Genomic DNA, 26,384 nt, shown 5'->3' with positions numbered 1-26,384 from the left:
ACACGGTTGCGTGAATTGCCGCATGATGCAGAGGCCACGGCCGTGTCGCAAGGCGTTGTATTCCGGCCAGCGAAGCGCTCCGTCAGACGAGCTACTACCCGCGCTGCAATCTTCGGCGATCATCTCGGATGATTGCGCCGTTAGCGAACTCGCACGCCGTCACGGCTGCCGTGTGCGAATGCCGCCGTTCGGATCGCCGGCCCATGCGTCCCTGCCACATTCGGGCTTGATCTAGAATCGAACTCGCGGTCGGAACGAACACTCGGCCCACGGCACGACCAAAGTGATTGAGCCCACAGCCGATCCCTTCAAGATCCGACGCGCAGCCGTGGACTTTTTACCATCTTAAGTTCGCGGACCGGCGGCCTCTGGGCCATTACAACCGCCTTACTTAGCCACATCCCTTTCCAACGGGCGCGACGTTCTCTGCCTGATCATCGGCTGGCCAGGTCATGAGCAAGGCCGCTGGATCCACCGGCGAGCCTCTGCCGGGCCGACCGGAACTGGCAGTTTCCAGCGTGCCGACCTGGGTTTATCTCAGAACCACAAACCGGAGAGCTTTCATGTACATACCACCGGCCTTTAGAGATGACGATCTCGATAACATTCGAGAGACGATCCGCTCCGGCCGTCTCGCCAATTTGATCACGGCTACGTCAGACGGACCACTTGCGACACCCCTCCCGCTCTTCCTAGACGAGACCGAAGGCGAACACGGAGCACTGTACGGGCACCTGGCGAAGGCCAATCCGCAGTGGCGTGCGGCCTCGATCGGTGAAGCTCTGGCGATCTTCATGGGGGCGGAGGCCTATGTGACGCCCTCCTGGTATGTCACCAAACAAGAAGCTGAATGTGTGGTGCCGACCTGGAATTACGTCGCGGTCCACGCCCACGGGCCGATTGAGTTCTTCGAGGATCCCGAACGTCTGCTTGCGGTCGTTACGCGGTTGACCAATATTCACGAGACGTTACGCGCAACGCCTTGGTCAGTCAGCGATGCCCCCGCTGATTTCATCGCCGCCCAGCTCTATGGAATTGTTGGCGTGCACATTCCCATCACCAAGATCGAAGGCAAGCGCAAGATGAGCCAAAATCGTCCAGCGGCTGACCGCATCGGTGTTGCCACCGGCCTCGCGGCGAGCAAACAGCCACGGGATCAGGAAGTGGCTGCCCTGATTCTAGCTCAGGCCTGAGGCGAGCGTAACGAAAATGTACAAGACCAGTTAGGAACGACAGCTGATGCAACGTCGGGTGAGTATCTTGGGTCTCCAAGCTTGGCCCTCATGCATGGACGTGTCCATGGAATCCATGGTCATCGGTCCAAGTTCGGCAGGCGAGACTCGAGCCTCGATTCAACGTACAGCCGAAATACCACAACATGACCAGTCGTCAGTTCGACACCTCCGCCCCGCCCGCCGTGCAGGTTCTTGTCCATGTTCCGACAGCGGCACAATTGTTGTGTCGGCTTCAGTACACCCCGCGAAAGCACGGGTTGATATTTTTCCAACGGATACTCAGCCGCTTAGTACGCACTAGCAGAGCTGGCACGACCATTGCTCCAGCAAAAGCCGACCTAGAGCATCCAAAGGCACGAAACCGGCAGGCAATCTCTCCTTTCCTAAATCCTCGTGTCTAGCTCTCGGAAGAAAGGTCAACGCGGTCAACGCACCTCTCAATCCCTCACTGGAGCCTAAACGTAACTGAGGCAGGTCCACATTTGTGGCTCGTATGCTCAGATGACACCCTTACGATCTGCTCGACGCAGACATATGGATCCAAACTTTAACAATCACGAGCAGACTTACCGCGCCACCACCGCTCTAGGTTCACGCATGAAATCCGCGATCGTATTCGACTGGAATGGTACGCTGCTCGACGATGCCAATGCGGTGTTGCAAACCGTCAATGCCATTTTGAGCCGGTTCAGTCGCGCGACCGTAGACATGCAAAGGTTTCGCGAGGAGTTTGAGCTTCCGCTCTCCGTTCTTTACCGCAATCTGGACATGTCGGAAGATGAAGTCGAAGTCGTGCATAGCAACGACAGCGCCATCTTTCACGACACCTACGAATCCTTGGCGAGTAAAGCTCTTTTACGGAAAGGCGCACGAAATATCTTGCTAGCTGCACATCGCCAAGCCGTTCAAACCGTCATTCTGAGCAATCACATTGTCGAACCAATTCGCGTACAGGTGCGAAGACTTGGCATCAAGAGTTGCGTCACCGAGATTTTGGCGTTTGAGAGCCGCGCAACTCAGTTTAGGAGCATGAGCAAGGAGGACCGGCTGCGCCTGTACATGCAGGCCAATGATCTGTCCGCCGAAAGAACCGTCGTCGTCGGCGACATGCCAATCGAAACGGAGATCGCCCGCAATCTCGGCCTTATCAGCGTGGCGATCACGGGCGGATTCGTTTCCGAATCGCGCTTGCGCGCCGCACGGCCGGACTACATGATACATGACCACCATGACCTAGTACCCATTTTGCAGAAACACCGCATTCTCAATTGAGTGATCGAAGGTCTGCCGTTGGTCACTATTGCTAATCACTGCTTCTTCGCGACTCCATGATATTGAAGGATGATGCCGGCGACCGAGCCCGTTGACTGTCCGTTCCAGTCGTCGGTTCTATCCGGTGACCGCACGATTCCTATTGCTCATCTCGGTCCGTAGCCACTCAGGCTCGATCTTTGCGACTGGCACAATGCTTGCTGCTGATCATTCGCTACCGAGGGGCCTAGGAAGCGAACCGCAAGCTTGGAAAATACCGCTATGAGCGAAACGGATTTGATCGATGATGTTATCCCGCGTACCGACGTCGTAAAACGAGCAGTGCGTATCGGCGCCGAGGTCAAAAATATCAAGCTATCGGGGGACTTGCCGAGCCGGACGATTGCAGCGATCAACAGCTTGCTGCTCGAACACAAAGTAATCTTCTTCCGTGGGCAAGGCCATCTCGATGACGCCGAGCAGGAGCGCTTTGCCGCTCGTCTAGGAACTCTAGTGCCGCATCCGATGCTCGGCGTTACCAAGGGAATGGCATCGATCCTCGAACTGGATTCCACCCGCGGCGGCGGTCGCGCCGATGTGTGGCATGCGGATGGGACATTCGCCGATGCCTATCCAAAGATTCTGGTGCTACGAGCCGTTGTAATGCCGCCGTTCGGCGGCGATACGGTGTGGTCGAATACAGCGGCAGCCTATCTCGATCTGGCGCCACCGCTACAACGACTTGCCGACGAGCTCTGGGCCGTTCACAGCAACGTTTTCGATTACGCCGGAATGGCTCGCGTCCGCGACATTGACAAGAAGCATTTTGACGAGGTCTTTACCAGAACGATTTTCGAGACTGAGCATCCCGTCGTGCGAGTTCACCCCGAGACAGGCGAGCGGGCGCTAGTGCTCGGCGCCTTGGTGCAGCGTTTTGTCGGCGTTCCCAAATATGACGGCCAGAAGCTGTTCGATCTATTCCAGTCTCATATCACCGCGCCCGAAAATACCGTGCGCTGGAACTGGATGGAAGGTGATGTCGCGATATGGGATAACCGCGCAACACAGCATTATGCGGTCAACGACTATGGCGATCAGCATCGCGTCGTGCGACGTGCCACAATCGACGGTGATGTGCCCGTCAGCGTTGACGGCCGAAACAGTGTCAGGCGGCTCAAGGTCAACAAACAGCCGCCTATCGACGTCGCTCAACACTCGCGAAGCTAAGAACTCGACAGAACCTGGTGAGCGCGGCGGTATCCCGGGAGACGCGGGTGCACACCTCCCGACAGGGCATCTCCACGCGCACTCCGTGTCGGGCTGCCGCGATCAAGTTGCGCACGCCCACTCGCCCGACATGCCGGCGGGCTCGGCCGTTGCAACGAGAGCGATCCGCTTCGGCTGATGCGGAGCATGTCTTCAGCAGTGGTCGACAGGTTCGTGAAGCGGTAGTGGACGACTATCCTTCACCAGCGACAGGCACGTGAGCTCCACGCTTCAGCCTGGAAAATCCTCGATCGGTGGCCATGAAGCGCGCCAACATAGGTGCGATGAGCTTGGTCGCCTCGATCGGCTGACCACCCTGACGTGTCAAGACTTCTGCATAGGCAATGAGATCACGGTGCACCGCCGCCGGCAATTCCACACTCACTTTGACCGACCTGTCGTCTGGGAGCGCTCCAATTTTGAGCTTTGGCATGTTTTCACCCTCTGTACGGTTCAAGAACGAGATCACGATGGACAATGACACGGACCGGGAACCCCGGCCGTATGGTCAAAGTAGGCTGGATATTCAGGCCGCGTCGAACCACCTGCTGTCCGGTTTGGCTCAGCGAATCGGCCGCGCCGTGGCGCAACGCCTGAACGATTGCACCATTATTGCTATTGGCGTCTGAACCCTCACCTAGCTCCGTGCCGATTGCCAATGAGGTCGACAGCGCCGCGGCTTTGACTAACTCACCCCAGTGATTGTCGACTTCATCTTCGAGGCCAGCATAACCTGCGGCGTCGGCACCAGGCTGTCGCTCGAGAACGATGGAACGTCCGTTCGGCATGATCAGCCGCGTCCATACGAGCAGCACGCGAGACTGACCGAAGGCGATCTGACTATCGTAAAGACCAATCAGGCGTGCTCCCTGCGGAACCAGCAGAAAACGTCCCGTTGGAGAATCATATACGTTCTCTGTTACTTGCGCCACGATTTGGCCAGGTAGATCCGAGCGAATACCTGTGATGAGTGCTCCGGGAACGACGGTTCCTGCCTGAACCACAAATGCTGACGCCGCTTTCGTGATGCGATCCGCGTTCGTGGTGCGGCGATCCACGACGGCGTTGGCGAAAGCAAGCTTTCTGTCCTGCGCGTTCAGCGTTAGTCCATCTTCATTGTTGGATGGCGACGTAGATGGAATCACGCGATCGCCGGTCGATTCGTTCGTTGTCGGATTTTGACTCCCTCGAACGCTTGTCGACACGAAGAGACGGCTGACACGCGCAGCTTCGTTCTCCTGGTTCTGCCGTTGCTGATCTTGGTCAAGTGTAGTCCCAAAGGCTGTTGGCGACTGCCCTTGAGCAGAAAGAATCGGACGACCAAGATCGCCCGGAAGCGGCGGCCCGAGTTGCGGCACCTGACGTTGGGCGGCAGCGTAGTCACGTGGTAGAGCCGCAATGCTATCAGCAATGCTATGATGGTCGGTACTATAGAGCTCTTCCGGGGAAGGGCCCGTTGTCTTGTTCTTCTGTAGGGCCCAAAACGCTGCGCCAGCGACGACCGTCAACCCCATCGCGCTGCCAGCCAGGAGAACCTTTCGAGAGAGTCGCGTAACGCGTGAATACCCCGGTCTGAGCCGAAAGGCGTTTGGCGTTTCGGCAGGACCTTGCATTTCAACAGGTGGACGATCGTCCGAAAGATTCTGGCTCATTATGATGGCCTCCCGTCGGTCCGAACAATTCTTACCTTCTGCTGATGCTCCCCTCCCAGGCGCAGTTCGGCAGCGGCGAACAGACGATCGACGATGAGCAGATTGCTGTAAGCACGATAGTTGACGATTTCGGACTTACCGTCCGGGCCAAGCACGAACAGTGGAGGCATCTCGCCCTGAACGATACCTTGGGGGAACTCTATGTAGACCTTGCGGCCGTCATCGTAAGCCGCGAGCGGTCGCCAAGGCGGGCGATCACCTTCGATCGCGTAACGGAAGCGGCGTTGTGAGGCGTCAGGCAAGGTGGGCGTTAGAGATAGTGATTGCCCCTTTCTTTGCTCTTCCGGATAGTACCACGAGATCAGCGGCATGTAGGGCTTCTCGCGGGAGCGGAGTTCAATGAGATAGGTCCGCCGGTCGGTGTTGATAACGAGGTTCGTCTCGATCGAGGAACGAGTCGGCTTGACCAGGACATGGACCCGTCGAGCCTCACCACTACCGCTCTCGGTATCACCGATGACCCAGCGCACGGTGTCACCGGCTGCAATCGGCCCGGAACCGACCAGTTGCTCGCCCTCCTCGAGTGCAATGTCGGTAATCTCTCCCGGCGCCGCGTAAACCTGATAGAGCGCGCCCGCACTGAAACTGTAGATCTGTGCGGCGTTGAAGTATCCTCGTCTCCGCGGTTCGACCCGAGCCGCACTATTCGCGACCTCGATCCTGCCAACCGGTTCGGCTTCTTCCTTGGTTCCTGCTTTCCCGCCAAGGGTTGGCTTCCAGGCCGGCGGAACGTGGAGCGGCCGCGACCGATCGTCGAAGGTCGCCGGCGCGGGCGGTAACGGCGGCACGTCGGAATCGTATGAGATCTCGGGCGGGATGAATGTTGAGCAGCCTCCCAACGGGCACACGAGGATGGCTATCATTGAGACCAGCGCACATCTGGGGGCGATGACTCCGGTCCGGCGTTCATAAGGTTGCCGCTTCATTGTCCGAGCTCCTTCGACCAGCTGATTGCGTTGACGTAGATCCCGAGCGGGTTCTTGCGCAAGCGATCGGCGTCGTGAGGCGTCTGAATGACGACAGTCAGAATAGCGGTCCAGCGTTCGGTCGATGCCAGCGATCCGTTCTCATAAGAACGCTGGATCCAGGCGACACGAAAACTTTCGATAGAGGCGCGGATCGCACTGGAGACTTCGACCGAGATCTGCGCCTTGCCGAGCTTGGCAAATGGATCATTGCTCCTGGCATACTCGTTGAGCGCGGCAGCTCCGCGATCGGTGGTGAAATCGTAAGCCCGCAGCCAATTTTGACGAAGGACGATGCCGTCTGCCGGCAGGCCGCGAACGTCTTCGATGAAGCGGGCTAGATGATAGGCAATCTGCGGATCGGTCGGCTCATAATCCGAGTTGGCGGGCGCAACTCTCTGTGCTTGCCCGATGTGATCGACTTCGACAATCCACGGCGTGATCGCTCCCTGCGTCGACTGCCAGACCAATCCTCCGGCTAGGCCGCACGACAACACCAGGCAGCAGAATGCCATTAGCCTCCAGTTCTTCGCCTGTATGCGAGCCGATCCGATACGCTCGTCCCACACTTGGGCGGCCTTTTGATATGGTGTGACTGGCGCTGGCGCTCGCCCGTAGTGAACTGAAGACCTTTTGAACATTAGCATTTCCCCAACAGAGCAGAGTTTTTGACCAACTAGCGCCCGCCCTCCGACAGATCGACTGAGCCGCCACTTCCCCCGGGATCACCTGACCGAACAGCGTGTGTTGCCGCCGAAACGCCCTGACTGATCGTCTGGGTGCGCTTCATGTGCCGTGCCCATTCCGGCGGGCTTTCGACCGAGCCCCCTGACACCTGGCCGATGGATTGGGCGCTGCCGCCCACAGCCGCAGCGAGCCGGCGTAGAGGACTCCCTGGCGCGGAGGTGGCAGCTTCGGCAACGCCGAGAACGCCGCCGCTCCGGTAGGCAGCAGCCGTTCCGCTTGCGATCGCGCTGCCTCCCCGCACAGCACCTGCGATCGCTCCGCTGGCGAGTCCCATGCCGCCGGCGGCGAGACCGGCACCCGCGGCAACAACGCCACCGGCAGCGAGGCTCGTACCGACTGCGGCGCCCGCCCCGAGCTGCGGGCCACCCGAAACCAGACCATTGGCAATGCCAGGCCCAAAGATCCCCAGCCCCAGCAGCGACAACGCGGCAAGAACCAGCGTCATTGCATCTTCAATAGTCGGCTGGCCGCCATTGAAGCCGGAGGTAAATTGGGAGAATAAGGTCGATCCAATGCCGACGATCACGGCCAGCACCAGCACTTTGATGCCGGATGAGACGACATTGCCGAGGACCCGCTCGGCGGCAAATGCAGTCTTGCCGAACAGACCGAACGGAATCAGCACGAAGCCAGCAAGCGTCGTCAACTTGAATTCGATCAACGTGACAAAGAGCTGAATGGCCAGGATGAAGAAGGCCATCAGAACAACGGCCCAAGCGAAGAGCAGAACGGCGATCTGAACGAAATTCTCGAAGAAGCTGACATAGCCCATTAGATTCGAGATCGAGTCCAGGATCGGCCGGCCGGCATCGAGGCCGACCTGCGCAATCTTCCCGGGGTGAACGAAATCACCGGCCGAAAGACCGGTCCCTGATGCCTTCAGTCCAAGACCGGCGAAGCTTTCAAAAACGATCCTGGCGAGACTGTTCCAGTTCCCGATCAGATAGGCAAAGATCCCGACAAAGAGGATCTTCTTGATGAGCCGCGCGATTACGTCATCATCCGTGCCCCAGCTCCAGAACAGACCTGCCAGCGTAAGGTCGATGGCAGCCAGCGTCGTCGCGAGATAGCCGACCTCACCTCCGACAAGACCAAAGCCGTTGTCGATGTAGCGGGTGAACGTTTCGAGGAACTGGTCGATGACTCCGGTGCCCGTCATTGATCACCTTCCCGTGGCGCAACGACCGAGGGACTGCCCTGCGGGATACGGCTTTGATCCTTTGGTGCGGACAATGATGGCGAACCACCGGTATCAGCTTCGGCGATACCGGGCGAGTTTGCCTTGTGACCAAAGAATCGCCGTCGGTTTTCGGCCCAAGCCCTTTGGCAGCGCTCGTAAGCGGGTGCTTGCTCCGACGTCACCGAACGGCAACGTGCCAGATCCGACTCGAGCGCAGTGTTCGCCTTCTCGTTCGATTGCGTCGGCCCCGCAACCTTGTGAGGCTCACGCAGTTGGATCGTGCAGGCAACGATGGCTGCCAGTCCGGCGATCGCCGAAATAGCCAGCGATAGTGCTCTAAAGGCCTTGAGGTCGGTCATCAGTGAAACATCTGGACGTTGGAGGACTGATAACCTTGGCCTTGTCTCAGAAACCGCCAAAGCTGCTCGCGCCCTTGGTCTTGGGCAGCGGCGCGCTGCGCGGATTCAAGCGATTGAGCCCTGCCCTGCGCCGCCACAGTTGCGGTCAGATCGGCGAGCTGCTCCGCCTCAAGCGCAAGGATCTGATTGCCGGCTTGCGTCGCTTGCAAGGCGCCACTTGCGCCCTGGCTTGAGCTCACGAGGGCCGAGGTCTGAATGCGGTTGGTATCGAGGTTACCCACGACACCCGCCTGCACACGAAGCGCGTCCTGAAACGCCGCAACCGAGTTTTGCCAGCGTGCTTGTGCACCTACAAAGAGCGCGGAATCGGATTGGCTGCTGTTCGTCGGCGCGTAACTGGTCGCGAAGGCCCGATCGATCTGTTGCACGTCGTAAGCGATACGCTGTGCCTGGGCCAGGAGTTTCTGGGTCCGTTGAATCGACGCCTGAAGCTGCTGCAGCGAAGAGTACGGCAGGCTCGCCAGGTTCTTCGCCTGATTAATCAGCATCTGTGCCTGGTTCTGCAACGAGGTGATCTGATTGCTGATCTGCTGCAGCTCGCGCGCTGCGGTCAGAACATTCTGAACGTAGTTGTTGGGATCAAAGACGATCAGTGCCCGCGCCGGTCCGGTAGCTGCAAATGACAATACGATGATGCTGATGACTAGGAATCTATGACGGATCATTGTGACTTCTCCAGATTGCTGAGACTGGGAATGAGATCCACGGCCCAACTCGCTTCGCGGTGCCGGAGCCAGGCGGCCACGAAGCCATCGCGGCCGTGCTCTGCGATCAGCCTCTCAATCGCCGCCTGGTCAGTCTTGGAGGATGCGGCCGTAAAGGCGAGCGCAACCTCGCCGAGACCGAGGTCGAACATGCGATTGCCGCGGCGAGATTGGCAGTAATAGTCCCGCTTCGGGGTGGCTCGGCTCAACAGCTCGATCTGGCGATCATTGAGCCCGAAGCGGCGATAGATCGCGGTGATCTGAGGTTCGATCGCCCGCTCGTTTGGCAGAAGCAGCCGGGTCGGGCAGCTCTCAATGATGGCCGGAGCAATGGCTGACCCATCGATATCCGATAGCGACTGGGTAGCGAAGATGACAGACGCGTTCTTTTTCCGCAACGTCTTCAACCACTCGCGGAGCTGACCGGCGAAATCCACATCATCGAGCGCAAGCCATCCTTCGTCGACGATGATGAGGGTCGGACTGCCGTCGAGACGGTCGCCAATGCGGTGAAATAGATAGGCAAGTACTGAGGGCGCCGCGCCAGTTCCAATCAATCCTTCCGTCTCGAATGCCTGGACGGAGGCCTCGCCGAGGCGCTCGAACTCCGCGTCAAGCAGTCGGCCGTAGGGACCGCCAAGGCAATATGGTTGCAAGGCGCGCTTCAGAGCCGTCGACTGAAGAAGCACTGAAAGTCCCGTCAACGTCCGTTCCGCGCGGGGTGCAGAGGCCAGGGACGTCAGCGCCGACCACAGAAGGTCCTTCGCCTCCGGCGTAATGTCGACCTTCTCGCGGGTGAGGATTGAAGCAACCCATTCGGTGGCCCAGCCTCTTTCGGCCGGATCGTCGATCCAGGCCAATGGCTGCAGCGCGACCGGCCCCGTCGCATCTTGCGACAGCACTCCACCAAGGTCGTGCCAATCTCCATCCATCGCGATCGCGGCCGCGCGGATCGAACCGCCGAAATCGAACGCGAAGACTTGGGCGTTGGGGTAGCGGCGGAACTGCAGCGCCATGAGCGCCAGCAGAACCGATTTTCCGGCACCGGTCGGGCCCACAATCAAAGTGTGTCCGACGTCTCCGACGTGAAGCGAGAAACGGAAGGGGTTCGCTCCCTCTGTTTTGCCATAAAACAGGGGCGGACCCTTGAGATGATGGTCCCTCGCCTCGCCGGCCCACACGGCTGATAGGGGAATCATATGCGCGAGATTAAGTGTCGAGATCGGCGGCTGCCGGACGTTCGCGTACACATGTCCGGGCAAGCTGCCGAGCCAAGCCTCGACAGCATTGATCGTCTCGATCATGCAGGTGAAATCGCGCCCCTGAATCACCTTTTCGACCAGCCGTAGTCTCTCATCGGCCGAACGCGGGTCTTGGCTCCAAACCGTCACGGTTGCCGTGATGAGGGCTTCACCAATCTGGTCAGCCCCCAGCTCCTGGAGCGCAGCGTCGGCATCCATAGCCTTGTTCTGGGCGTCGGTATCGAGAAGCGAGGACGCCTCGTTGGTCATCACTTCTTTGAGGATCGCCGCGATCGATTTGCGCTTGGCGAACCATTGGCGCCTGATTTTCGTCAGTAGTTTTGTGGCATCGGTTTTGTCGAGCATGATAGCCCGCGTCGACCATCGGTACGGAAATGCCAGACGGTTGAGGTCGTCAAGAATGCCGGGCGTTGTCGCGGTCGGAAATCCGACGACTGTCAACACACGCAGGTGTGCCGCGCCCAGCATTGGCTCGAGCCCGCCCGTCATCGGCTGGTCCGCAAGCAGCACGTCCAGATACATCGGGATTTCCGGCACACGAACCCGATGCCTTTTCGAGGAAATCGTCGAGTGGAGGTAAGTCAGCGTCTCCGAGTCATCGAGCCAAGCGCATTCCGGCATGAACCCCTCGACGAGTTGCAGAATGCGATCGGTTCGATCGACGAACCCACCGAGAACCTCGCGCGCGTCGCTGCTCGGAGCGCGATTACTGCCTTCATATAGAAGCCGTTCGGCTCTCGCCGCGTCCTCTACCGGTGGCAGGTACAGAAACGTCAGGTAATAGCTCGACTGGTAATGGGCGCCCTCCTCATCGAACTGCGCCTTCCGCTCCGCATCGACCAGCGCGGACGCCACATCCGGAAACGAGTTCAGCGGATAGACTCCAGCGGAATGGCGCTGCGCCTCCACGAACACCGCCCAGCCGGAACCCAGACGACGCAACACGTTGTTCAGCCGGCCCGCGACGGCGACGAGTTCGGCCGGTACAGCACTGTCGAGATCCGGTCCGCGGAATCTGGCTGTCCGCTGGAATGAGCCATCCTTGTTCAGGACGATCCCCTCATTGACCAGGGCCGCCCACGGCAGAAAATCGGCAAGCCGCGTATTCGATCGGCGATATTCGGCAAGATTCATCATGGAAGGCTCTAAAGGCTGAGATGAGCCGGAACCCGCAGATGGCGGCGCACGACCTCGACGAAGGCGGGATCGCGTTTGGCGGCCCAGACGGCTGCGGCATGGCCGATGGCCCAGAACAGCAGGCCCGCGATCCACAGACGCAGTCCGAGTCCAAGAGCCGCGGCAAGGGTCCCATTCACGATGGCGACCGCGCGAGGCGCTCCCCCCATCAGGATCGGTTCGGTCAACGCACGGCGCACTGGCGTGACGAACCCTGCAACTGGCTCGTCCATCAGATCACCATGCCGCCGCCGAAGGAGAAGAACGACAGGAAGAAGCTCGAGGCTGCGAAGGCAATCGAAAGCCCGAATACGATCTGAATGAGCCTGCGAAAGCCGCCGGACGTATCGCCAAACGCCAGCGTTAGGCCTGTGACTACGATGATAATGACAGCGATGATCTTCGCGACCGGTCCTTCAACCGACTGCAGGATTTGGTTCAGCGGTTGCTCCCATGGCATGTTGGAGCCCGCAGCTCGGACAGGTGAGCTCGCAAGCATACCCATCGCCGCTGCGAGCAGCCAAGTCGCGCGCGGCGAGATTGAAAATGGAAAGCTCATGTCAAGTCTCCTGCTGGTGAGAGGCTGTAATCGCCGGTCGCCCCAAGGCCGTCGACACGTGCAAGCTCGGTGAGCCGGCGGGCGGCGCCGCGCCCGGAAAGGACAGCAATGACGTTGATGGTCTCGGCGATCAGCGCGCGCGGTACCGTGACGACGACTTCCTGAATGAGCTGCTCGAGCCGGCGCAACGCGCCGAGGGCGGTGCCCGCATGGATGGTGCCGATGCCGCCGGGGTGCCCCGTTCCCCAGGCTTTGAGCAGATCGAGCGCTTCAGCGCCTCTAACCTCGCCGATAGGAATACGATCTGGGCGCAGTCGAAGGGAGGAGCGCACAAGATCCGAAAGCGTGACCACCCCGTCCTTGGTGCGCAGCGCGACGAGGTTCGGCGCCTTGCATTGCAATTCGCGAGTGTCCTCGATTAGAACCACGCGATCGCTGGTCTTCGCGACCTCCGCAAGCAAGGCATTGGTAAGCGTCGTTTTTCCCGTCGAAGTACCGCCGGCGACCAAGATGTTCTTGCGTGCGCCGACAGCCAGACGCAGAGCAACTGCCTGCTCAGGCATTATGATGCCCGCGGCAGTATAATCGTCGAGCGTGAATACCGCGACCGCGGGCTTGCGGATAGCGAAGGCTGGCGCGACCACGACAGGCGGCAAGAGTCCTTCGAACCGCTCTCCAGTTTCGGGTAGTTCCGCAGAAATGCGCGGCGCAGCGGCATGGACCTCGGCACCGACATGATGCGCCACCAGGCGGATGATACGCTCTCCATCTGTCGCGGAGAGCTGCTCACCGGTTTCGGTCAGGCCGCCTGGCAGCCGGTCGATCCATAGCCGTCCATCGGGATTCAGCATCACCTCGACGATTGCCTCGTCTTCAAGGTAACGAGCGATAGCGGGCCCTAGTGCACTGCGGAGCATTCGCGCACCGCGCGAGGTCACCTCCGATTGAAACGAATGGATTGCCACTGCCGCCCCCGCCGACCGAGGGCAGAACAAGCAGCGCCCTCAGATGGGGATGATTAGAAAAGGCAGAAATAGACCGGGATCAACAAGGGTGTTGCCGCGTTCGTAGCCTGGCGTATGAAAAGAAAGGTTGGGAGTGGCTCACAGCAGGTTCCGGACCCATGCCGTATACGATCATCCTCGAATGTGACATGAACCGCAAAAGATCGGCGTCACCATTCCGCTCCTTCAAGTGGCTCCAGGATGGCGGTGTCCGCCGACGGCACCATCGACTCGTGCCAGTCGCCTGAAGGCTCTCGCACGAACGACGGTGTAGTCGTCCGGCCAAGACGACGGATACTGGGCCAAATGAACCATGCCAACGCCAGCACCTGGAAGCCAACACTGGCACCAAATGCCATCCGGTAGGCGACCACTGGGTAATGGCCATCCTGCGGCAACCATTGCCCAAGGATGAGGCCAGTGCTCCATTGGACCACGAAGGCCCATCCAAAATGAAGAAGGTTTAAGCCGCCATTGGCACGGGCGCCAAGTTCAGTTGGGAAATAGTCGGCTATGATCGCGTAGCTGAGGACGGAGGCCGCTCCCACGACTGACACGACAGACCATGGTAACAGCGAAGGGAACGGCAGACGCAGAATCAGCGCAAGCTCCGCCGCAACAAACACCACCGCCAGTGCGGCAAACAAGACTTCGGTTTGGACCCTACGTCGACGCAACCGATCCGCGACGATGCCTAAAAGCGACGCACCAACGCTGATCCCTAGCGCCATAACGAAAAGGTGCGTGGCCAAGCTCGGCCGATCCAGTCCTTCCACGTCTGTAAGCCAGGGCGCCGCCCACAAGGCCTGGAGGGCCCAGGCTGATCCGACGCAGGATGCAGAGAGAGGCGCTATTCGCCAGAAGCGCCGATTCAGATAGATTTCTTTGAGAGCGCGCGAGTGAGAGTGCTGGCTCTGAGCCGGTGGACTGTCAGGAACCAACAGGTAGATCAGCGCGGCCACCCCGCCAGTTGCCACGGCCAGGAGTTCGAACAACCCCCGCCAACCTATCCAGCCCAGCAGGACGTCGGCAGGCGCGGTCGCGGTTACGGCCCCGAGCGAGCCCAGCATGACCATGTAGCCATTGACCAGCGCGACCCGCTCTCTCGGAAACCATACGATAATCGCCTTCAGCCCGGCCATCAAGGAGGCCGCAACGCCGAGTGCGATCAACGCGCGGGCGAGCAAGAGCGGGACAAATGCCGTTGATGTGGCAAATAAGCCCGCACCCGCGGCAGCAATTGACATCAGCCCGCTCTGAACCCGACGCGGTCCGAACCGGTCCAGGAGGGTGCCAACAGGAATCTGGGCAGCTGCGAAGACCAGGAAATACACCGATGTCAGCAGCCCGAGCTCTGCCGCATCGAGACCGAGGTCACTGACAAGTGGACCAGAGATCAGCGTATTGATCGTCCGGAATAGATAGGAAAGGTAGTAACCGGCCGCGAACGGCAGAAATACACCCGCGATTAGGCGCCAGGTCGGAAGGCGTCGCGCGATACCCCACATTTGACTGTCGAATCGATCGCCCTTCGCGCGTGGCGCGCTAGGCTCGACCTTACCGGCCGTCTCAGCAGAATTTGTTCGGCAGGTGCCGAAAATTGGGCTGCCGTCCTCCCGGACGGCAGCCGTTAACTCGGAGTTCGGGACCTCAGCGGCTATCGGAGGCGTCTCTTGATCGGCTGTTCTCGAACTCTTCGAAGTATCCTTCTGACTCTCAAGCAGGGATCCCGCGACGTTGGGCACGGTTAGCCCGCTGATCGTTTCCTGGATCAGTGATCGGCCGAGACGAAAGCGGCTGTCGACTTGCCCGGCGAGAACCGTGGGCCGGTCATGATCGATCTGACACGCTTCGCGCTGCTGCGACTGCGGCATCGGCGGGACGGTCAGGCGGTACCGGACGTGAAGAGCGGCAGTTTCGCCGATGATGCGGAGCTCGTGTTCAAGACGCTCAAGCTGTTTGCTGATCCGATCGAGATGCCCATGGGCGATGTCTTCGCCGCTTGGCACTGGATCAAGGTACCGTTCAAGAGCCGCCTCTACGACCATCCTCTTACCTGCGCTCGAGTGCTCCATTGTGGCCTTAAGCTGTTCGAACAGCTGCTCGGAAAGCTGGACGCATACCTTTCTTGTCATTGCGAACCTCACTAAGGAGCGCATCTCGTCAGCTGTTTGCGCGAGTAGCTCCGTCGAGCGCAGAATTGCGGTCTCTGCACGGTCGCGCAGAGTGCAAACCTAGCTATCACTCGGACTGGATGAATTGCCCCGTTGATACGGCGCCTCACAAAGGACAGGGCGATCGCTGCTTCAAGAGTGCAAGGCCCCTCATCGTAGGCGGGCGTGAGGAAAGAAAGGATCGGCCAGTTTTCTGGCGGGATAAGAACAGCTGACGTGAAAGGAAATGCCCAGGTCCATCAGTCGGCGACATCATCCGATGCGCCGCGCAAAATGTCCGCAGGGATCTCGCGCAAATAACTCTGGCCCTTCTGCAGGCGACGCCCCAAGGTCTCAACGAATCCCTCAAACCGCTCGCGGCCCTTGATCTGTGCGGCTGTCTGAGCCTCGTTCGGCAAGGGCGGTGTGATCGTCAGCCAAAAGCGCACGAACAGGGCCAAAGTCTCGGCCGTCACACCGACGTCACGCTCGAGCCTCTGCATTTGACGCGACAATCGGTCAAGACGGCGGACGAAGGCCGCTTCTCTTCGGTCAGCTCCGTCGGGCGACAGAAAGGAGTTGACAGCCGCCTCGACGATTGCCGAACGAGAGAGATCCTTGCGATCCGCAAGATCGGAAATCTGCTTCAGTAACTCGGGCGGGAAATACACGTTCATGCGATTGCGCATGGAACCTCACAGATCGATACCGTCGTTCGGGTCGAGAGCTACTTGGCGGACGACACCGCGCATCTGTTGGCAGAGAAGCCGGGATTGACGAACGGCGTCATCGTCGTCCTCGAGAACGGCGAACTCTTCCGCTGGCGTCACGTCAGTCGTCTCCTTGACGATGGCGATATGATCTGGAAGCTCAGGCTCGCGGCGAAGACCAGTGTTGGCGGCATCCGATTGGGTCTGCTCGGCCTCCACAGCCAAGTTGGTCGGCACGAGCGGCCTAAGATTAGACCAACCGTCCTCGCGCGAAGACCGCGGCAACCCGGCCGAATCTGGCGGCGCGAGAACTCGTTCCGTGAGGCGTCTGTCTTCGTAGTAACGTACCTTCTTGGCTCGGATCGGTGGCGTGCCCGCCACCATCACAATCTCATCGGTCGGAGGAAGCTGCATCACCTCGCCAGGCGTCAGCAGCGGCCTTGCGGTCTCTTGCCGGGAGACCATCAGGTGCCCAAGCCAGGGATTGAGGCGGTGACCAGCATAGTTCTTCATGGCTCGCATCTCGGTCGCGGTACCGAGCGCGTCCGAGACACGCCTTGCTGTCCTTTCGTCGTTCGTCGCGAAACTCACACGGACATGGCAATTGTCCAGGATTGCGTTGTTTGGACCGTAGGCTTTCTCAATCTGATTCAGCGATTGCGCGATCAGGAAGGCCTTGATCCCGTATCCGGCCATGAAGGCGAGTGCAGATTCGAAGAAGTCGAGGCGCCCCAATGCCGGAAACTCGTCCAGCATCATGAGAACACGATGCCGGCGGACCTTGGCCTGCAGCTCTTCCGTGATGCGGCGGCCAATTTGATTCAACACCAGACGGATCAGCGGCTTCGTTCGGGAGATGTCGGATGGCGGTACCACAAGGTATAGCGTGGTCGGACGATGATCTGCGATCAGGTCCGCAATCCGCCAATCGCATCGGCTTGTCACCTCGGCGACGACCGGATCCCGATAGAGCCCGAGGAACGACATCGCGGTCGAGAGCACCCCAGAGCGCTCATTCTCGGATTTGTTCAGGAGCTCCCGCGCCGTTGAGGCAACGACCGGGTGCGGTCCCTCCTCGCCCAAATGCGGCGTCGTCATCATCGCCTTCAAGGTTGCCTCGATCGGCCGCCTAGGATCCGACAGAAAGGCGGCGACGCCGGCCAGCGTCTTGTCGCGCTCTGCGTAGAGCACATGCAGGATTGCTCCGACCAGCAAAGAGTGGCTGGTCTTCTCCCAGTGGTTCCGCTTGTCGAGAGAGCCTTCGGGATCAACAAGAACGTCGGCGACATTCTGGACGTCCCGGACCTCCCACTCTCCGCGGCGAACCTCGAGGAGCGGGTTATAGGCTGAAGATCTGGCGTTCGTCGGATCGAACAACAGTACCCGGCCATGGCGCGACCGAAAGCCAGCCGTCAGTTGCCAGTTTTCGCCCTTAATGTCGTGTACGATCACTGACTCTGGCCAGGTCAGCAGCGATGGAACTACGAGGCCGACGCCCTTGCCCGAACGGGTCGGCGCAAAGCAAAGCACGTGTTCCGGTCCGTCGTGGCGGAGGTAGTCCTTGGCAAGCCTACCGAGAACGACCCCGTCAACACCTACCAGCCCGGCCTTCCTCACCTCGTTCGGGTCCGCCCACCGCGCCGATCCATAGGTCTCTACATCCTTGGCTTCGCGTGCCCGCCAGACCGACATCCCGATGGCGACCGCGATCGAAAAAAGACTCCCCGACGCGGCGATGTAGGCGCCTTCCACGAAGATGCTGGGCGCATAGGCATCGTAGACAAACCACCACCAGAAGAAGGCATGTGGGTAGTAGAGCGGAAAGCCATGTACCGTGAACCACGGTTGCCCCAGCTCTGGCTGGTAGGCCAACCGCCAGGCGGTCCACTGTGTGGCTCCCCAGATTGCGAGGAGCACGATCGTTCCCACGATGATGATCTGTCCCCATAGAATCTTGGTTCCGGACATGCTGAGTGCTCTTACTTCTGTTCGGGCCGGATCACGTCGGACTAGAGTCCAAGATCTCGTTTCCGACCGAAGCTCCATTCGATGCCACCGGCGTCTTTGGCGGTACCGGTGACATGTCGGCCGATCCTTTTCTCGAGCTCGCGCGACCAAGGCACGAGCTGAAAGCCCAACCCGTCGTCGATCATTGCAAAGCGGCCTGAGGTCATCGTCACACGCTGCCGGTACGTGCCCGACACTTGCTCACCGACGGCCGCCTTCCGTTGCGGCAATCCCGTCTCGGCAGCGATCCTAGATCCGACTGCATCGAGTTCTCGACGGCGCAAGGTATTCAAGAGATCGCGCTGGAAAATGATGCGTTGGCCCTGCCGTCTTCCTAACCCTGTTGCGGCGAGATGCTCAGCTCTGGCCTGCATCGCGTCCCGCGCCTCGCGGCCGAACCCACTGAGCGCAAGTGGCATGGGTTCTCGCTCGACAAGGCGATGGTCAAGCCAGGTCGCACCTTGCGCCTTGATCTGAGCCGCGAGGTCGAAATCCGATCGGTTCGCAAGCAGTCGCGTCGGCTGCAGTTCCTCGGCAGCTCCAAATTCCCGGATCTCGACAATCCCTCCGACTGGCGGCGCATGTTCGAAGGCCTCAACACCTCTAAAGCGAACGTGATGGACACGGCCGTCAGTGGCATCGATCAACGCATATGCCTCACCGGTCAGCTCGTTGTGAAGTCCCGTTCCGACCAGCCGTCCGAGGATCGGCGCTGAAGATTTTTCGCCCTCGATAACGAAGTCGGCAACGCTGCGCTCTTGCCCACGCTCCACATAGGCGCGATGCATGGTCTTGATGATGTCACCGCGCATGCCGAGATCGCGGAGGTGGCGCTCGACTTCAAGCCCCACCATCCATTCGCCGGGGGAGGCCGAGGAGGCCAGCCCCATTTTTTGGAGATGCTGGAGGCGCCCGATCATGAGGCGACGGACTTCGGGATCGAAGGTAGCAGGATTGTCAGGACGGAGGTCGATGTAGCCCGTTTCATCGGCGGCGAGGCGAATTTCGCGATCAAGCCGCGTCCAGCGCTCGGCGGAAACCTCCCGTTCAAGAGCATTGCGAACCTCGTGCTCCGGTTTGGGTCCGAGCTCAATCGAGACCAGCTCTTCGGCACGCGAGCGCAAACCGCGACTGATGTAGTCGCGGGAGATCACGAGATCGCCGCCTGTCTCGTCCACCCCACGAATAAGCAGATGGATGTGAGGATTGTCTGTGTTCCAGTGATCGACGGCGATCCATTCGAGCCGGGTGCCTAAATCCGGTTCCATATGCTTGGCCAGGTCACGCGTGAATGATTTGAGGTCGGTCAGGTCGCTGGCGTCCTCCGGCGAGATGATGAAGCGAAAATGATGCCGGTCCTCCTTGCATCGGGCAGCGAAGCTAGCACCATCGACGTGATCGCTCTGCGCATCGAACATCGCGGCCTCTTGCCCGCTTCGGCTCACGCCGTCGCGCTTCAAATAGACGAGATGAGCGTTCAGCGACGCAGATCGGAACGCACGTCCCTGATGACGCACCACGCGCGCTTTCACTGTGACGCGACGCGTCGGGCTGAACAGGCGATCACGGCTGAAATGGGTTCGGCCGCGCCCGAACGTCGAGCGTCCGCGACCTGAAGCGCACCGATAGACCCCTGCGTGAGTCGAGGTGTGGCCAGCCCTCATTGCCGCACGCAGCACCTGGTTGATGAAGCTCTTCTGCTTTGGCGCCCGTGTGCTGCGGATTCGTCCCGGTCGGATGCGGAGATCGCTATCGCGCGCAATCATGTCAGGTCCTCCGCCGATGCAAGAAAGCCAGGAGTGCCGAAGGCAGTCTTGAATTTGCTCGTGAATTCGAAAGGCGCGGCACGCGTCACGACCGGCCGGCACGGAAGAACGCATGCCATGACAATGGCTTGCGGCTTGACGGGCGAGCCCCTTTTATCTTGCCGTCGTGCTGTCGTGCGGTAAGCGTCCGAATCCTGCACGACTTTCCGAGAGTGCGTAGTCGTTCCATATCGGGTTCCTTGCTGCATTGGAGGATCTCCGGTGGGTATGGAATATTTCAAGAACGACGCGCGTCGTTCTTTTTGGTCGGTACACGTTGAAGCGTGGCGGCGAAGCGGTCTCAGCAAGCGCAAATATTGTCGTCAGCATCGTCTCAGTGGCGGTACATTCGATCGCTGGCTGCGGCATCTGATCGACGCTGAAACGCTGAAAATACGCGCGGAATTGCGTCGCGAAGAACGTCGAGAGCGGCTCCGCAAGAAGCGGAGTCCGGTGTCGAAGGACCAGCGCTGCAGAGCCGTCCAAGCGTTCTGGGCAATGCACGTTGAAGCGATGAGGTGGACCGCCGCTGCGCACGTCGGCCTTGCAGACATTGGTCGGGATGGAGGAATGGTCCCTCAATTGATCGAACAGAGGAATGGCGCGCTGGCCACATGAAACACGCACGATCACTCCTCCCACGTCCACATGGGAAAGGCACGGCCGATGACAGCCGATGCGGGCAGAAAACCAAAATACCGGCCATCGAGTGAATCATCCGACTGCCAATTCATGAGAAAGAGTTCGGCGTCCCCGACCACGCGGCACCCGTCCCACTTGGGCAGCGGTCGGCCGCGCCTGTCGCGATCCCTCGCCTCGCCCACCGCAATCCCGTCGACCGAAATCGTGAGTCCGGTTCTGCAGACCGTCTGTCCTGGAACCGCTAGCACGCGTTTGAGCATCGGGACGCCCGAGGGCAGATAGCCGTTCAGGTCGAGAAAGGTCGCGAGCGGCTCCGGCGGCAGAACGGCGACCAGCTCCGTGACGAAGAGCTTTTCCAGGGGCCGCAAGCGATAGAGGCCGATCGGGACACTCGCAGACCCGTTCCAGATGTAGAGTGGATTTGATTCGAGCACCATTGTCGTTATCAGCGCAGCAGCGGCCCCACACATCGCTATCATGATCTTCAGCTTGCTGATCATCGCATGACTCTCCGCCGGTGAAGCCAAGCCTGATGTCGCGCTTTCGTGTACGGACGCGGGCTCTCATTCACAGAGAGGCGGTTGTGAACGTGATGCCAATGATCAGGAGCAACATCGGCTGGATCAATGTCGAGCGCCTCAATCGCATCAATCATCTGCAACACCCGCTCGACCCTCAGCCAACCGGAAAGCCGTAGCAGGATTTCCCCTCCAGGCTTCACATAGGGTACGGTTGAGCAGCGCTGCCCCGGTGCAACTGCGCGCAAGATGTCAATTCGTGAGATGACCGTTCCAAAGTCGTTCGAGGTCCAGCGGACAAAGGCGAAGATGCTGCGCGGCGCAAATGACAGGATACGGCGGTGACGATCGACCTTTTTTTCTTCGATGATGCGACCGAACCGGATACGGTTTTCGATGCGCCTCTCAAGCCACAGGACTTCCACTTGCGTGAGATCGCTCATGCGTCAGCTCTTCCGTTGTGGAGGCAAGCGCTATCCGTCGAAGCCCTGGATGCGGACCAGTGCGGCGGCGGGGCAGAGATGTAAATCTTGGTACGGTTCGTCGACCGCGGTTGCCTGTCGATCGGAACGACGCAAAAGACATCGTACAGGCACGGACCGGCTGGTTCCGGGCTGTCCACGTCAAGTCGGAGGGCGTACAGACCCTGCAGGCGCTGCTGGTCCGGCGCAGGGCAATGCTCGGCAGGGTGCTGCCCATGGAGAACATGATCCGCGGCCTGTTGCGCCCGTTTTGCCTCAAAGTCGGCAGGATCTCGGTCGACCGCCTTGACGCGCGGGTGCACGAGATCATGGCCGGGAAGAAGAAACCGGAGGCGGTTATCGCGTCGCTGGTCCACGCCCGAAACGCGATGCCGCCGCGATTGGCCGAACTGCAGCGCCCGGCGCTGATGGCGCGGCCGCACACCATACTGCTGCTCAAGGTCTGGATCGGCGGCACGACCTTCCAGTTTGACGCCGGCAACAGGCGCCGCCGGGTCGCGGCGTCCGCTCAAGGACCTCCGCGACCCGGCCCCTTCCATGAGGGCCTTCGCCTTCCGCCACGGCGGAGCGGCGTCTTTCGAGGAGGCGGAGCTGTGGGTGAGACCGGAACTTTTGTTGCCGGCGGCTTTGAGCCCCTCATTGAGGTCATCACGAACGGCGCAGCTTAGCGTGAGTGCCCATTTTGCAGCTTCCGGCATGCTGCGGGCATCGTGCCCACCACGGATATTGCAGAGTTCTTCTCGCCGCGTGAGCTGCCGCAAGGGAAAGTGACGAACACGACGCAGCGATGTCGATACTGATGATCGCGAGCGCTTGCGTGCGACTGCGAAGGCACGCGTGGCTTCGACAGGAGAATCGGATTGCAGAAGGGCGGCGCGCGAGAAAGAGAACGTGCATGAGGCATCCTCACCAGAGCGGCGCACGACTTGTTCACAACGCACTGATTCACAACAAGAAGTTAGTGTCAGTATGTTAGTAACGTTACAGCGACCGCAAAGCGCTGAAAAACAGGCACTTGAGCTCGATTTCGGTCCTCGATAGCACGAGGATTCGGTCCTCGATAGCACGAGGGGCGCAGTCCCCGATAGCACGAGCTGATTCACAGGCCGTCCTCCGAGTTTGGAGTGATACCGCGCCCGCGAAGTCCTTGGGTGAGCGGGCCGATCGGGGTGCACGCGAACTTCAACCGCTCAGCGCCGGTCCGATCGCGGGTGAGCAAGAGCCGGTAGCCGGGCAATGTCTGACGCTGGACAATCTGCCGTACGTCGTATGCAAAATGCTTGAGCGGCGAGAGGCTGCCGGACTTGGCATGGAGGTGCACAAGGTCAAAACTCCAGCCGCCGACCTGGCGGCCACCGTGCTTGCGCACGAGCCGATAAAGCCAGCGCTCAAGTCCGCCTGTCAGATCGAAGTAAGTGCGATCGATCGTGAGCACGAGCGAGTCGTCGATAACGCCTGCATAGAACCAATCGGGGAGGATCAACTCCAGCCCGCGTGCGCGCCCGTTTGCATCGGCAGTTTCTTTCCACTCGTTGATCCATGAAAAACGATGTCGCCGCCGCTCAGCAGGTTGACGGATCGATGTCAGCACCGTCGTTGACTGCAACCTGTCGAGGCCCGCCTTCAGCCGATCATAGTCTCGCGCGCCTGTCCCGCGGCCGGCAAACGTCAGAATCTCGTAAGGCGTTGCAGCCATGAGGCGTGAAGTCTTCAAGCCCGCGTCGCGTGCTTCGACGATCTGGGAAGCTGCCCAGATCAGAACATCCGCATCCCAGATGGTGGCCATACCGTGCTCCGGCACGGCTTCAACGCGAATTGCTATTGTGCCGGCGCGGAAATCGATAGGCACGATCCGCTTCGTTTTCGCGAGCGAAAAGAATGGATACGCCATAAGATCCTGGGTGTCCCGGGGCGCGAGATCGCCAGGCAGCGCTCGAAACAGCTGGAGTTGGTCTCGCTCGGAGTGATGTTTAAGTCGCATCGCAAGCTCCCCCCGATGCTCACCGGCGTTCTTGTCCCGCATACGGGCGCAGGGTCGGGTGCTTCTTGGCCGGCAGTACAGCCCCCTTGCCGGGATCGGAAGTTGATGTCCGGGAGCCGAGATCGGCCCAAGCTTTCAGATCATCCAAGGCGTAGACGACGCGACCGCCAATCTTGCGATAGGTCGGGCCAGTGCCGTATGTACGGTGCTTTTCAAGCGTGCGACCGGACAGGCCGAGATAACGCGCCGCTTCTGCCGTACGCAGAAAGCGTGGGGGTAGGCCGGCCATTGGATCGGGCATTAGATAGCTCCTGGATGACAGCACGCTGCGCACGGCAGCGCCGCCGTGCGTGTGGTCATTATGGAGGAGCTTGTTTTCGGAGCGGGATGCCGAATATTGAGGGGCCGATTTTCGATACCCCAAGCTGATAGCGCTAGCTCTCTACGTCCAGCTCATGGAAGTCAGCCATATCCACCCTGCATCAGTGGCAGGCCCCGTCGGCGCTCTCATCTGTTCGCTGGCCACTGGGGCGCACCGAAACGGGGCAAACGGGAGCTTTTAGATGCGCCGAAGGGCGGGGTTTACCCGGCGCATGCTGCATTCGCGCGGCATTCTCCTGCTCAGCGATGGAGGTCGAGCCGGCCACAGTCAAACGAATTTGAGCCTCTATGGCTTTCCTTTCCGTCAGGTCCGCTTTTCGAAAGCCGCGCCTGGAATACTGAAGAAACCTTGAACGGCCTACGTTGGGGACAGAATGAAGATCGATCCACGAAGCATTGAAGTCGGCTGGCCGTTGCCCCGAGTGCACAAACCAGCTCACCAGCGCACGCGTCCGCCAATCAACCAGCCTTCGAGTGTCAGCTAAGTGAGTTGCGGCCAATCCAGCAAACATTGGATCCCGTTACCATTTTGACAGATTCGGAGACTGGGCCGACTGCAATGACGAGCCGCGATGCGCGAGTGCCCCCTGTCCGAGAAGCCGATCGCTGCCTGGCGATATCATATGTCAGGGGGGGCGCCGAACTTGCTGCATCGCTGGCCGGGGCGAATGTCGAGGTGCTCAGGAGTGAGATCGGGCTGGCTGAGCAACGATCAACACGGTGGCCTGCAATGACCGGATCGCTCGTCAGCAGTGTGGATACCGACAGCGTTTTCAAGACGGTGCTGGCATCGTGCTATGCAGCTGCACCGTTTTCAGAACGAGGCGGGATTGCACGCCGCGCCTCGATGGGAGTCAGCACGACGACTACAGAGGGGGCCCATTGTCGGCTGCCGACGGCGAACCGTCGCCCGAGATCGCGCGTATCTGGAGTTTCCCCGAACAGCCGGCGCGTACGCCAGCTGCGAACCAGCCCGCCCTGATTCATAGCAAAGTCGCGACCGCGAGCGCCCTGGCGGTCGCAACTGTATCGCATGGGACGCCGAGCGAGCGCCTCGGGCGCAGATCGAGTAGTCGATGCGAGCGGGTCATCCGGCGACGACGGATACTCGCTGACCAGTGGACAAAACAACGAAGCGCCCCGCCCGATGAACCGGGCGGGGCTTCGACGGATCGACCTCAGTCGCCGTTCTTGCGCGGCCGCGACCAGAGCAGCGTATAGCCTTCGCCGGCTTCATCGTCGAACAAATTCGCATAGATCGGCGCGTTGAACGACGGATCATCGAGCTTGAGTGACAGGTAATCCCGGCCCTCCTCGGAGCGCTTTGACCAGGCCGCTCCGATCTCCGCTCGACCCACATAGACGCGATGGCTCGGAGCGTTCTCGTTTCCGCGGCTGGCCTCGGCGACGATTCGGACACCCTTGGCCTGCAGGCTCAGCGTGATGATCTCTCCCTGAAAATCGTTGCCGACCTTCTTGAAAGAACCGATGTTAGCCATGTCTCTTCTCCTTCTGTTGTTCGAGCCCGCGACCACCGCAGCCTCGATGGCGATCTACAGGCCGACGACGATCGGCGGCGCACCCGCTTCTGGGCCGGAGCGCAGCGAAGGACGCCGGCGAGAAACTTTCTTGTCTCGCGAGGAATGGGCGTCAGCCCAGGGGAAGAAAGTTTTGATTGCCGGCGTTGCGGCTCAGACGATCGAGGCGCAGCCGGTCGTCGGCCAGATCGAGCCAACGAGGTCAGGTGCGTCCGAGCGCTGAACACTCTGGAGAGCAAGACTTGGCGGACGTCGTTGTCCAACACAAGGGGTCGTCTGGGCTGGGCGTAGAGAAGGAAAGAGCATGCGAAGAAAAGGCGCAATCGTCGAATGGCACAATGCCGCAACGACGCGCCTGCCGCCGGCACATCATGGGCCCAATGACACTCGGCACGCTCAGTGCGACCCAGGCCGCGCGTTCGCCGACACGTCATCCGGCGACAAGCTGGTCAGCGCGATAATGGAAAGGATTCCGTCGACAAGGAGACGGCAAGACGATCCCTCTCGCGTCGGCACTCGGAACCGGTCGAGGCATAGATGCAGAACGCCCGCCTGGGCGCGTGTCCAGAACAATAATCCGCGTCCGCGCTATGCCGACACTGACGGCCGCACAGAGGCAGGCGGTCGTACCAGCTGTCCGGAACCACTCAGATGCAGACGAGAGCATCGTCCGGCGCTTGAGCCGTC

26 protein-coding genes are annotated in these 26,384 nt (G+C 60.2%); 6 read left to right on the top strand and 20 right to left on the bottom strand.

Annotated features, from left to right (window positions below; translation table 11 throughout):
- Window positions 1-563: 563 nt before the first annotated feature.
- The 3 genes from P6U30_RS12235 to P6U30_RS12225 all read left to right on the top strand — a co-directional run bounded on the left by P6U30_RS12235 (window position 564) and on the right by P6U30_RS12225 (window position 3,713).
- Window positions 564-1,193, top strand: coding sequence for an FMN-binding negative transcriptional regulator (locus tag P6U30_RS12235; RefSeq protein WP_407169269.1), 630 nt, complete (start codon window positions 564-566; stop codon window positions 1,191-1,193).
- Between the two features lie 576 nt (window positions 1,194-1,769).
- Window positions 1,770-2,507, top strand: a complete 738-nt coding sequence (locus P6U30_RS12230) for an HAD family hydrolase (RefSeq protein ID WP_407169268.1) — start codon at window positions 1,770-1,772, stop codon at window positions 2,505-2,507.
- 261 nt (window positions 2,508-2,768) lie between these two features.
- Window positions 2,769-3,713: a TauD/TfdA dioxygenase family protein gene (locus tag P6U30_RS12225; RefSeq protein ID WP_407169267.1), complete on the top strand. Its 945-nt coding sequence runs from the start codon at window positions 2,769-2,771 to the stop codon at window positions 3,711-3,713.
- A gap of 232 nt (window positions 3,714-3,945) precedes the next feature.
- Here P6U30_RS12225 and P6U30_RS12220 read toward each other — a convergent pair whose 3' ends face one another.
- From P6U30_RS12220 to P6U30_RS12150, 15 genes are all read right to left on the bottom strand, one after another.
- Window positions 3,946-4,185 (bottom strand): DUF2274 domain-containing protein, encoded by a 240-nt coding sequence (locus P6U30_RS12220; RefSeq protein WP_280972975.1) that lies wholly within the window; start codon window positions 4,183-4,185, stop codon window positions 3,946-3,948.
- A 4-nt stretch (window positions 4,186-4,189) separates the two neighbouring features.
- A complete protein-coding gene (locus P6U30_RS12215) occupies window positions 4,190-5,404 on the bottom strand; it encodes a TrbI/VirB10 family protein (protein WP_407169266.1) in 1,215 nt (404 codons plus the stop codon).
- A complete protein-coding gene (gene trbG / locus P6U30_RS12210) occupies window positions 5,404-6,327 on the bottom strand; it encodes a P-type conjugative transfer protein TrbG (RefSeq protein ID WP_407170436.1) in 924 nt (307 codons plus the stop codon). Before trbG ends, P6U30_RS12215 begins: the two co-directional genes overlap by 1 nt.
- 59 nt (window positions 6,328-6,386) lie before the next feature.
- On the bottom strand, window positions 6,387-7,070 hold the full coding sequence (gene trbF, locus P6U30_RS12205) for a conjugal transfer protein TrbF (RefSeq protein ID WP_280972976.1): 684 nt from the start codon (window positions 7,068-7,070) through the stop codon (window positions 6,387-6,389).
- 35 nt (window positions 7,071-7,105) lie between these two features.
- Window positions 7,106-8,335: a P-type conjugative transfer protein TrbL gene (gene trbL, locus P6U30_RS12200; protein ID WP_407151282.1), complete on the bottom strand. Its 1,230-nt coding sequence runs from the start codon at window positions 8,333-8,335 to the stop codon at window positions 7,106-7,108.
- Window positions 8,332-8,715 carry a putative entry exclusion protein TrbK-alt gene (gene trbK-alt / locus P6U30_RS12195; protein ID WP_280980453.1) on the bottom strand — a complete coding sequence of 128 codons (384 nt, stop codon included), beginning with the start codon at window positions 8,713-8,715 and terminating at the stop codon, window positions 8,332-8,334. Before trbK-alt ends, trbL begins: the two co-directional genes overlap by 4 nt.
- Window positions 8,715-9,440 (bottom strand): P-type conjugative transfer protein TrbJ, encoded by a 726-nt coding sequence (gene trbJ / locus P6U30_RS12190; RefSeq protein WP_280972979.1) that lies wholly within the window; start codon window positions 9,438-9,440, stop codon window positions 8,715-8,717. The genes trbK-alt and trbJ overlap by 1 nt, the downstream gene beginning before the upstream one ends.
- A complete protein-coding gene (gene trbE, locus P6U30_RS12185; RefSeq protein ID WP_280972981.1) occupies window positions 9,437-11,878 on the bottom strand; it encodes a conjugal transfer protein TrbE in 2,442 nt (813 codons plus the stop codon). Before trbE ends, trbJ begins: the two co-directional genes overlap by 4 nt.
- A gap of 8 nt (window positions 11,879-11,886) precedes the next feature.
- Window positions 11,887-12,150 carry a VirB3 family type IV secretion system protein gene (locus tag P6U30_RS12180; RefSeq protein ID WP_280972983.1) on the bottom strand — a complete coding sequence of 88 codons (264 nt, stop codon included), beginning with the start codon at window positions 12,148-12,150 and terminating at the stop codon, window positions 11,887-11,889.
- Entirely contained in the window at window positions 12,150-12,422 is a 273-nt protein-coding gene (locus tag P6U30_RS12175; protein WP_280978186.1) for a TrbC/VirB2 family protein, read from the bottom strand. Before P6U30_RS12175 ends, P6U30_RS12180 begins: the two co-directional genes overlap by 1 nt.
- Window positions 12,423-12,472: 50 nt before the next feature.
- Complete coding sequence (trbB, locus tag P6U30_RS12170) at window positions 12,473-13,441, bottom strand: P-type conjugative transfer ATPase TrbB (RefSeq protein WP_280972985.1); 969 nt, start codon at window positions 13,439-13,441, stop codon at window positions 12,473-12,475.
- Between the two features lie 209 nt (window positions 13,442-13,650).
- Window positions 13,651-15,615: an MFS transporter gene (locus tag P6U30_RS12165; protein ID WP_348637511.1), complete on the bottom strand. Its 1,965-nt coding sequence runs from the start codon at window positions 15,613-15,615 to the stop codon at window positions 13,651-13,653.
- Window positions 15,616-15,893: 278 nt separating this feature from the next.
- Window positions 15,894-16,322, bottom strand: coding sequence for a CopG family transcriptional regulator (locus P6U30_RS12160; protein ID WP_280972986.1), 429 nt, complete (start codon window positions 16,320-16,322; stop codon window positions 15,894-15,896).
- A gap of 6 nt (window positions 16,323-16,328) precedes the next feature.
- Window positions 16,329-18,311: a conjugal transfer protein TraG gene (locus P6U30_RS12155; RefSeq protein ID WP_280972987.1), complete on the bottom strand. Its 1,983-nt coding sequence runs from the start codon at window positions 18,309-18,311 to the stop codon at window positions 16,329-16,331.
- Between the two features lie 41 nt (window positions 18,312-18,352).
- Complete coding sequence (locus P6U30_RS12150) at window positions 18,353-20,116, bottom strand: DUF3363 domain-containing protein (protein ID WP_280972988.1); 1,764 nt, start codon at window positions 20,114-20,116, stop codon at window positions 18,353-18,355.
- 267 nt (window positions 20,117-20,383) lie between these two features.
- On the opposite strand from P6U30_RS12150, the gene tnpA reads away from it, so the two are divergent.
- Complete coding sequence (gene tnpA / locus P6U30_RS12145; protein ID WP_407169265.1) at window positions 20,384-20,773, top strand: IS66 family insertion sequence element accessory protein TnpA; 390 nt, start codon at window positions 20,384-20,386, stop codon at window positions 20,771-20,773.
- Between the two features lie 11 nt (window positions 20,774-20,784).
- Here tnpA and P6U30_RS12140 read toward each other — a convergent pair whose 3' ends face one another.
- On the bottom strand, window positions 20,785-21,297 hold the full coding sequence (locus tag P6U30_RS12140) for a S26 family signal peptidase (protein ID WP_407169264.1): 513 nt from the start codon (window positions 21,295-21,297) through the stop codon (window positions 20,785-20,787).
- Window positions 21,294-21,758 carry a DUF2840 domain-containing protein gene (locus P6U30_RS12135; protein WP_407169263.1) on the bottom strand — a complete coding sequence of 155 codons (465 nt, stop codon included), beginning with the start codon at window positions 21,756-21,758 and terminating at the stop codon, window positions 21,294-21,296. Before P6U30_RS12135 ends, P6U30_RS12140 begins: the two co-directional genes overlap by 4 nt.
- 59 nt (window positions 21,759-21,817) lie before the next feature.
- Here P6U30_RS12135 and P6U30_RS12130 point away from each other — a divergent pair, with 59 nt between their 5' ends.
- Window positions 21,818-22,465: a hypothetical protein gene (locus P6U30_RS12130; RefSeq protein ID WP_407169262.1), complete on the top strand. Its 648-nt coding sequence runs from the start codon at window positions 21,818-21,820 to the stop codon at window positions 22,463-22,465.
- A 431-nt stretch (window positions 22,466-22,896) separates the two neighbouring features.
- Here the strand turns inward: P6U30_RS12130 and P6U30_RS12125 are convergent, their stop codons facing one another.
- The 3 genes from P6U30_RS12125 to P6U30_RS12115 all read right to left on the bottom strand — a co-directional run bounded on the left by P6U30_RS12125 (window position 22,897) and on the right by P6U30_RS12115 (window position 25,658).
- The gene (locus P6U30_RS12125; protein ID WP_280972994.1) at window positions 22,897-23,778 is read right to left on the bottom strand and encodes a replication initiator protein A; all 882 of its coding nucleotides are present in this window, start codon (window positions 23,776-23,778) and stop codon (window positions 22,897-22,899) included.
- 19 nt (window positions 23,779-23,797) lie between these two features.
- The gene (locus P6U30_RS12120; protein WP_280972996.1) at window positions 23,798-24,079 is read right to left on the bottom strand and encodes an AlpA family transcriptional regulator; all 282 of its coding nucleotides are present in this window, start codon (window positions 24,077-24,079) and stop codon (window positions 23,798-23,800) included.
- A 1,258-nt stretch (window positions 24,080-25,337) separates the two neighbouring features.
- Window positions 25,338-25,658, bottom strand: a complete 321-nt coding sequence (locus tag P6U30_RS12115; RefSeq protein WP_280972997.1) for a DUF736 domain-containing protein — start codon at window positions 25,656-25,658, stop codon at window positions 25,338-25,340.
- Between P6U30_RS12115 and P6U30_RS12110 the strand changes: the two genes are divergently transcribed.
- On the top strand, window positions 25,657-25,920 hold the full coding sequence (locus P6U30_RS12110; RefSeq protein WP_280972998.1) for a hypothetical protein: 264 nt from the start codon (window positions 25,657-25,659) through the stop codon (window positions 25,918-25,920). The genes P6U30_RS12115 and P6U30_RS12110 overlap by 2 nt on opposite strands.
- Window positions 25,921-26,384 lie beyond the last annotated feature (464 nt).

The sequence above is a fragment of the Bradyrhizobium sp. ORS 111 genome, from assembly GCF_045571485.1.
Lineage (GTDB): Bacteria > Pseudomonadota > Alphaproteobacteria > Rhizobiales > Xanthobacteraceae > Bradyrhizobium.
Note: the sequence above shows the minus strand (reverse complement) of the source record. Positions and strands in the feature narration are given on the sequence as shown.

Excerpts from the sequence above, each read along its gene's own strand:
- trbL (WP_407151282.1), bottom strand. The coding sequence starts at position 8,335 with ATGACGGGCACCGGAGTCATCGACCAGTTCCTCGAAACGTTCACCCGC.
- P6U30_RS12115 (WP_280972997.1), bottom strand. The coding sequence starts at position 25,658 with ATGGCTAACATCGGTTCTTTCAAGAAGGTCGGCAACGATTTTCAGGGA.
- P6U30_RS12125 (WP_280972994.1), bottom strand. The coding sequence starts at position 23,778 with ATGCGACTTAAACATCACTCCGAGCGAGACCAACTCCAGCTGTTTCGA.
- P6U30_RS12220 (WP_280972975.1), bottom strand. The coding sequence starts at position 4,185 with ATGCCAAAGCTCAAAATTGGAGCGCTCCCAGACGACAGGTCGGTCAAA.
- trbG (WP_407170436.1), bottom strand. The coding sequence starts at position 6,327 with ATGATAGCCATCCTCGTGTGCCCGTTGGGAGGCTGCTCAACATTCATC.
- P6U30_RS12135 (WP_407169263.1), bottom strand. The coding sequence starts at position 21,758 with ATGAGCGATCTCACGCAAGTGGAAGTCCTGTGGCTTGAGAGGCGCATC.
- P6U30_RS12160 (WP_280972986.1), bottom strand. The coding sequence starts at position 16,322 with ATGCGCAATCGCATGAACGTGTATTTCCCGCCCGAGTTACTGAAGCAG.
- trbK-alt (WP_280980453.1), bottom strand. The coding sequence starts at position 8,715 with ATGACCGACCTCAAGGCCTTTAGAGCACTATCGCTGGCTATTTCGGCG.
- P6U30_RS12140 (WP_407169264.1), bottom strand. The coding sequence starts at position 21,297 with ATGATCAGCAAGCTGAAGATCATGATAGCGATGTGTGGGGCCGCTGCT.
- tnpA (WP_407169265.1), top strand. The coding sequence starts at position 20,384 with ATGGAATATTTCAAGAACGACGCGCGTCGTTCTTTTTGGTCGGTACAC.
- P6U30_RS12230 (WP_407169268.1), top strand. The coding sequence starts at position 1,770 with ATGGATCCAAACTTTAACAATCACGAGCAGACTTACCGCGCCACCACC.
- P6U30_RS12110 (WP_280972998.1), top strand. The coding sequence starts at position 25,657 with ATGTCTCTTCTCCTTCTGTTGTTCGAGCCCGCGACCACCGCAGCCTCG.
- P6U30_RS12165 (WP_348637511.1), bottom strand. The coding sequence starts at position 15,615 with ATGACAAGAAAGGTATGCGTCCAGCTTTCCGAGCAGCTGTTCGAACAG.
- P6U30_RS12175 (WP_280978186.1), bottom strand. The coding sequence starts at position 12,422 with ATGGGTATGCTTGCGAGCTCACCTGTCCGAGCTGCGGGCTCCAACATG.
- P6U30_RS12180 (WP_280972983.1), bottom strand. The coding sequence starts at position 12,150 with ATGGACGAGCCAGTTGCAGGGTTCGTCACGCCAGTGCGCCGTGCGTTG.
- P6U30_RS12120 (WP_280972996.1), bottom strand. The coding sequence starts at position 24,079 with ATGCCCGATCCAATGGCCGGCCTACCCCCACGCTTTCTGCGTACGGCA.
- P6U30_RS12235 (WP_407169269.1), top strand. The coding sequence starts at position 564 with ATGTACATACCACCGGCCTTTAGAGATGACGATCTCGATAACATTCGA.
- trbF (WP_280972976.1), bottom strand. The coding sequence starts at position 7,070 with ATGTTCAAAAGGTCTTCAGTTCACTACGGGCGAGCGCCAGCGCCAGTC.
- P6U30_RS12150 (WP_280972988.1), bottom strand. The coding sequence starts at position 20,116 with ATGATTGCGCGCGATAGCGATCTCCGCATCCGACCGGGACGAATCCGC.
- trbE (WP_280972981.1), bottom strand. The coding sequence starts at position 11,878 with ATGATGAATCTTGCCGAATATCGCCGATCGAATACGCGGCTTGCCGAT.
- P6U30_RS12215 (WP_407169266.1), bottom strand. The coding sequence starts at position 5,404 with ATGAGCCAGAATCTTTCGGACGATCGTCCACCTGTTGAAATGCAAGGT.
- P6U30_RS12155 (WP_280972987.1), bottom strand. The coding sequence starts at position 18,311 with ATGTCCGGAACCAAGATTCTATGGGGACAGATCATCATCGTGGGAACG.
- P6U30_RS12225 (WP_407169267.1), top strand. The coding sequence starts at position 2,769 with ATGAGCGAAACGGATTTGATCGATGATGTTATCCCGCGTACCGACGTC.
- trbJ (WP_280972979.1), bottom strand. The coding sequence starts at position 9,440 with ATGATCCGTCATAGATTCCTAGTCATCAGCATCATCGTATTGTCATTT.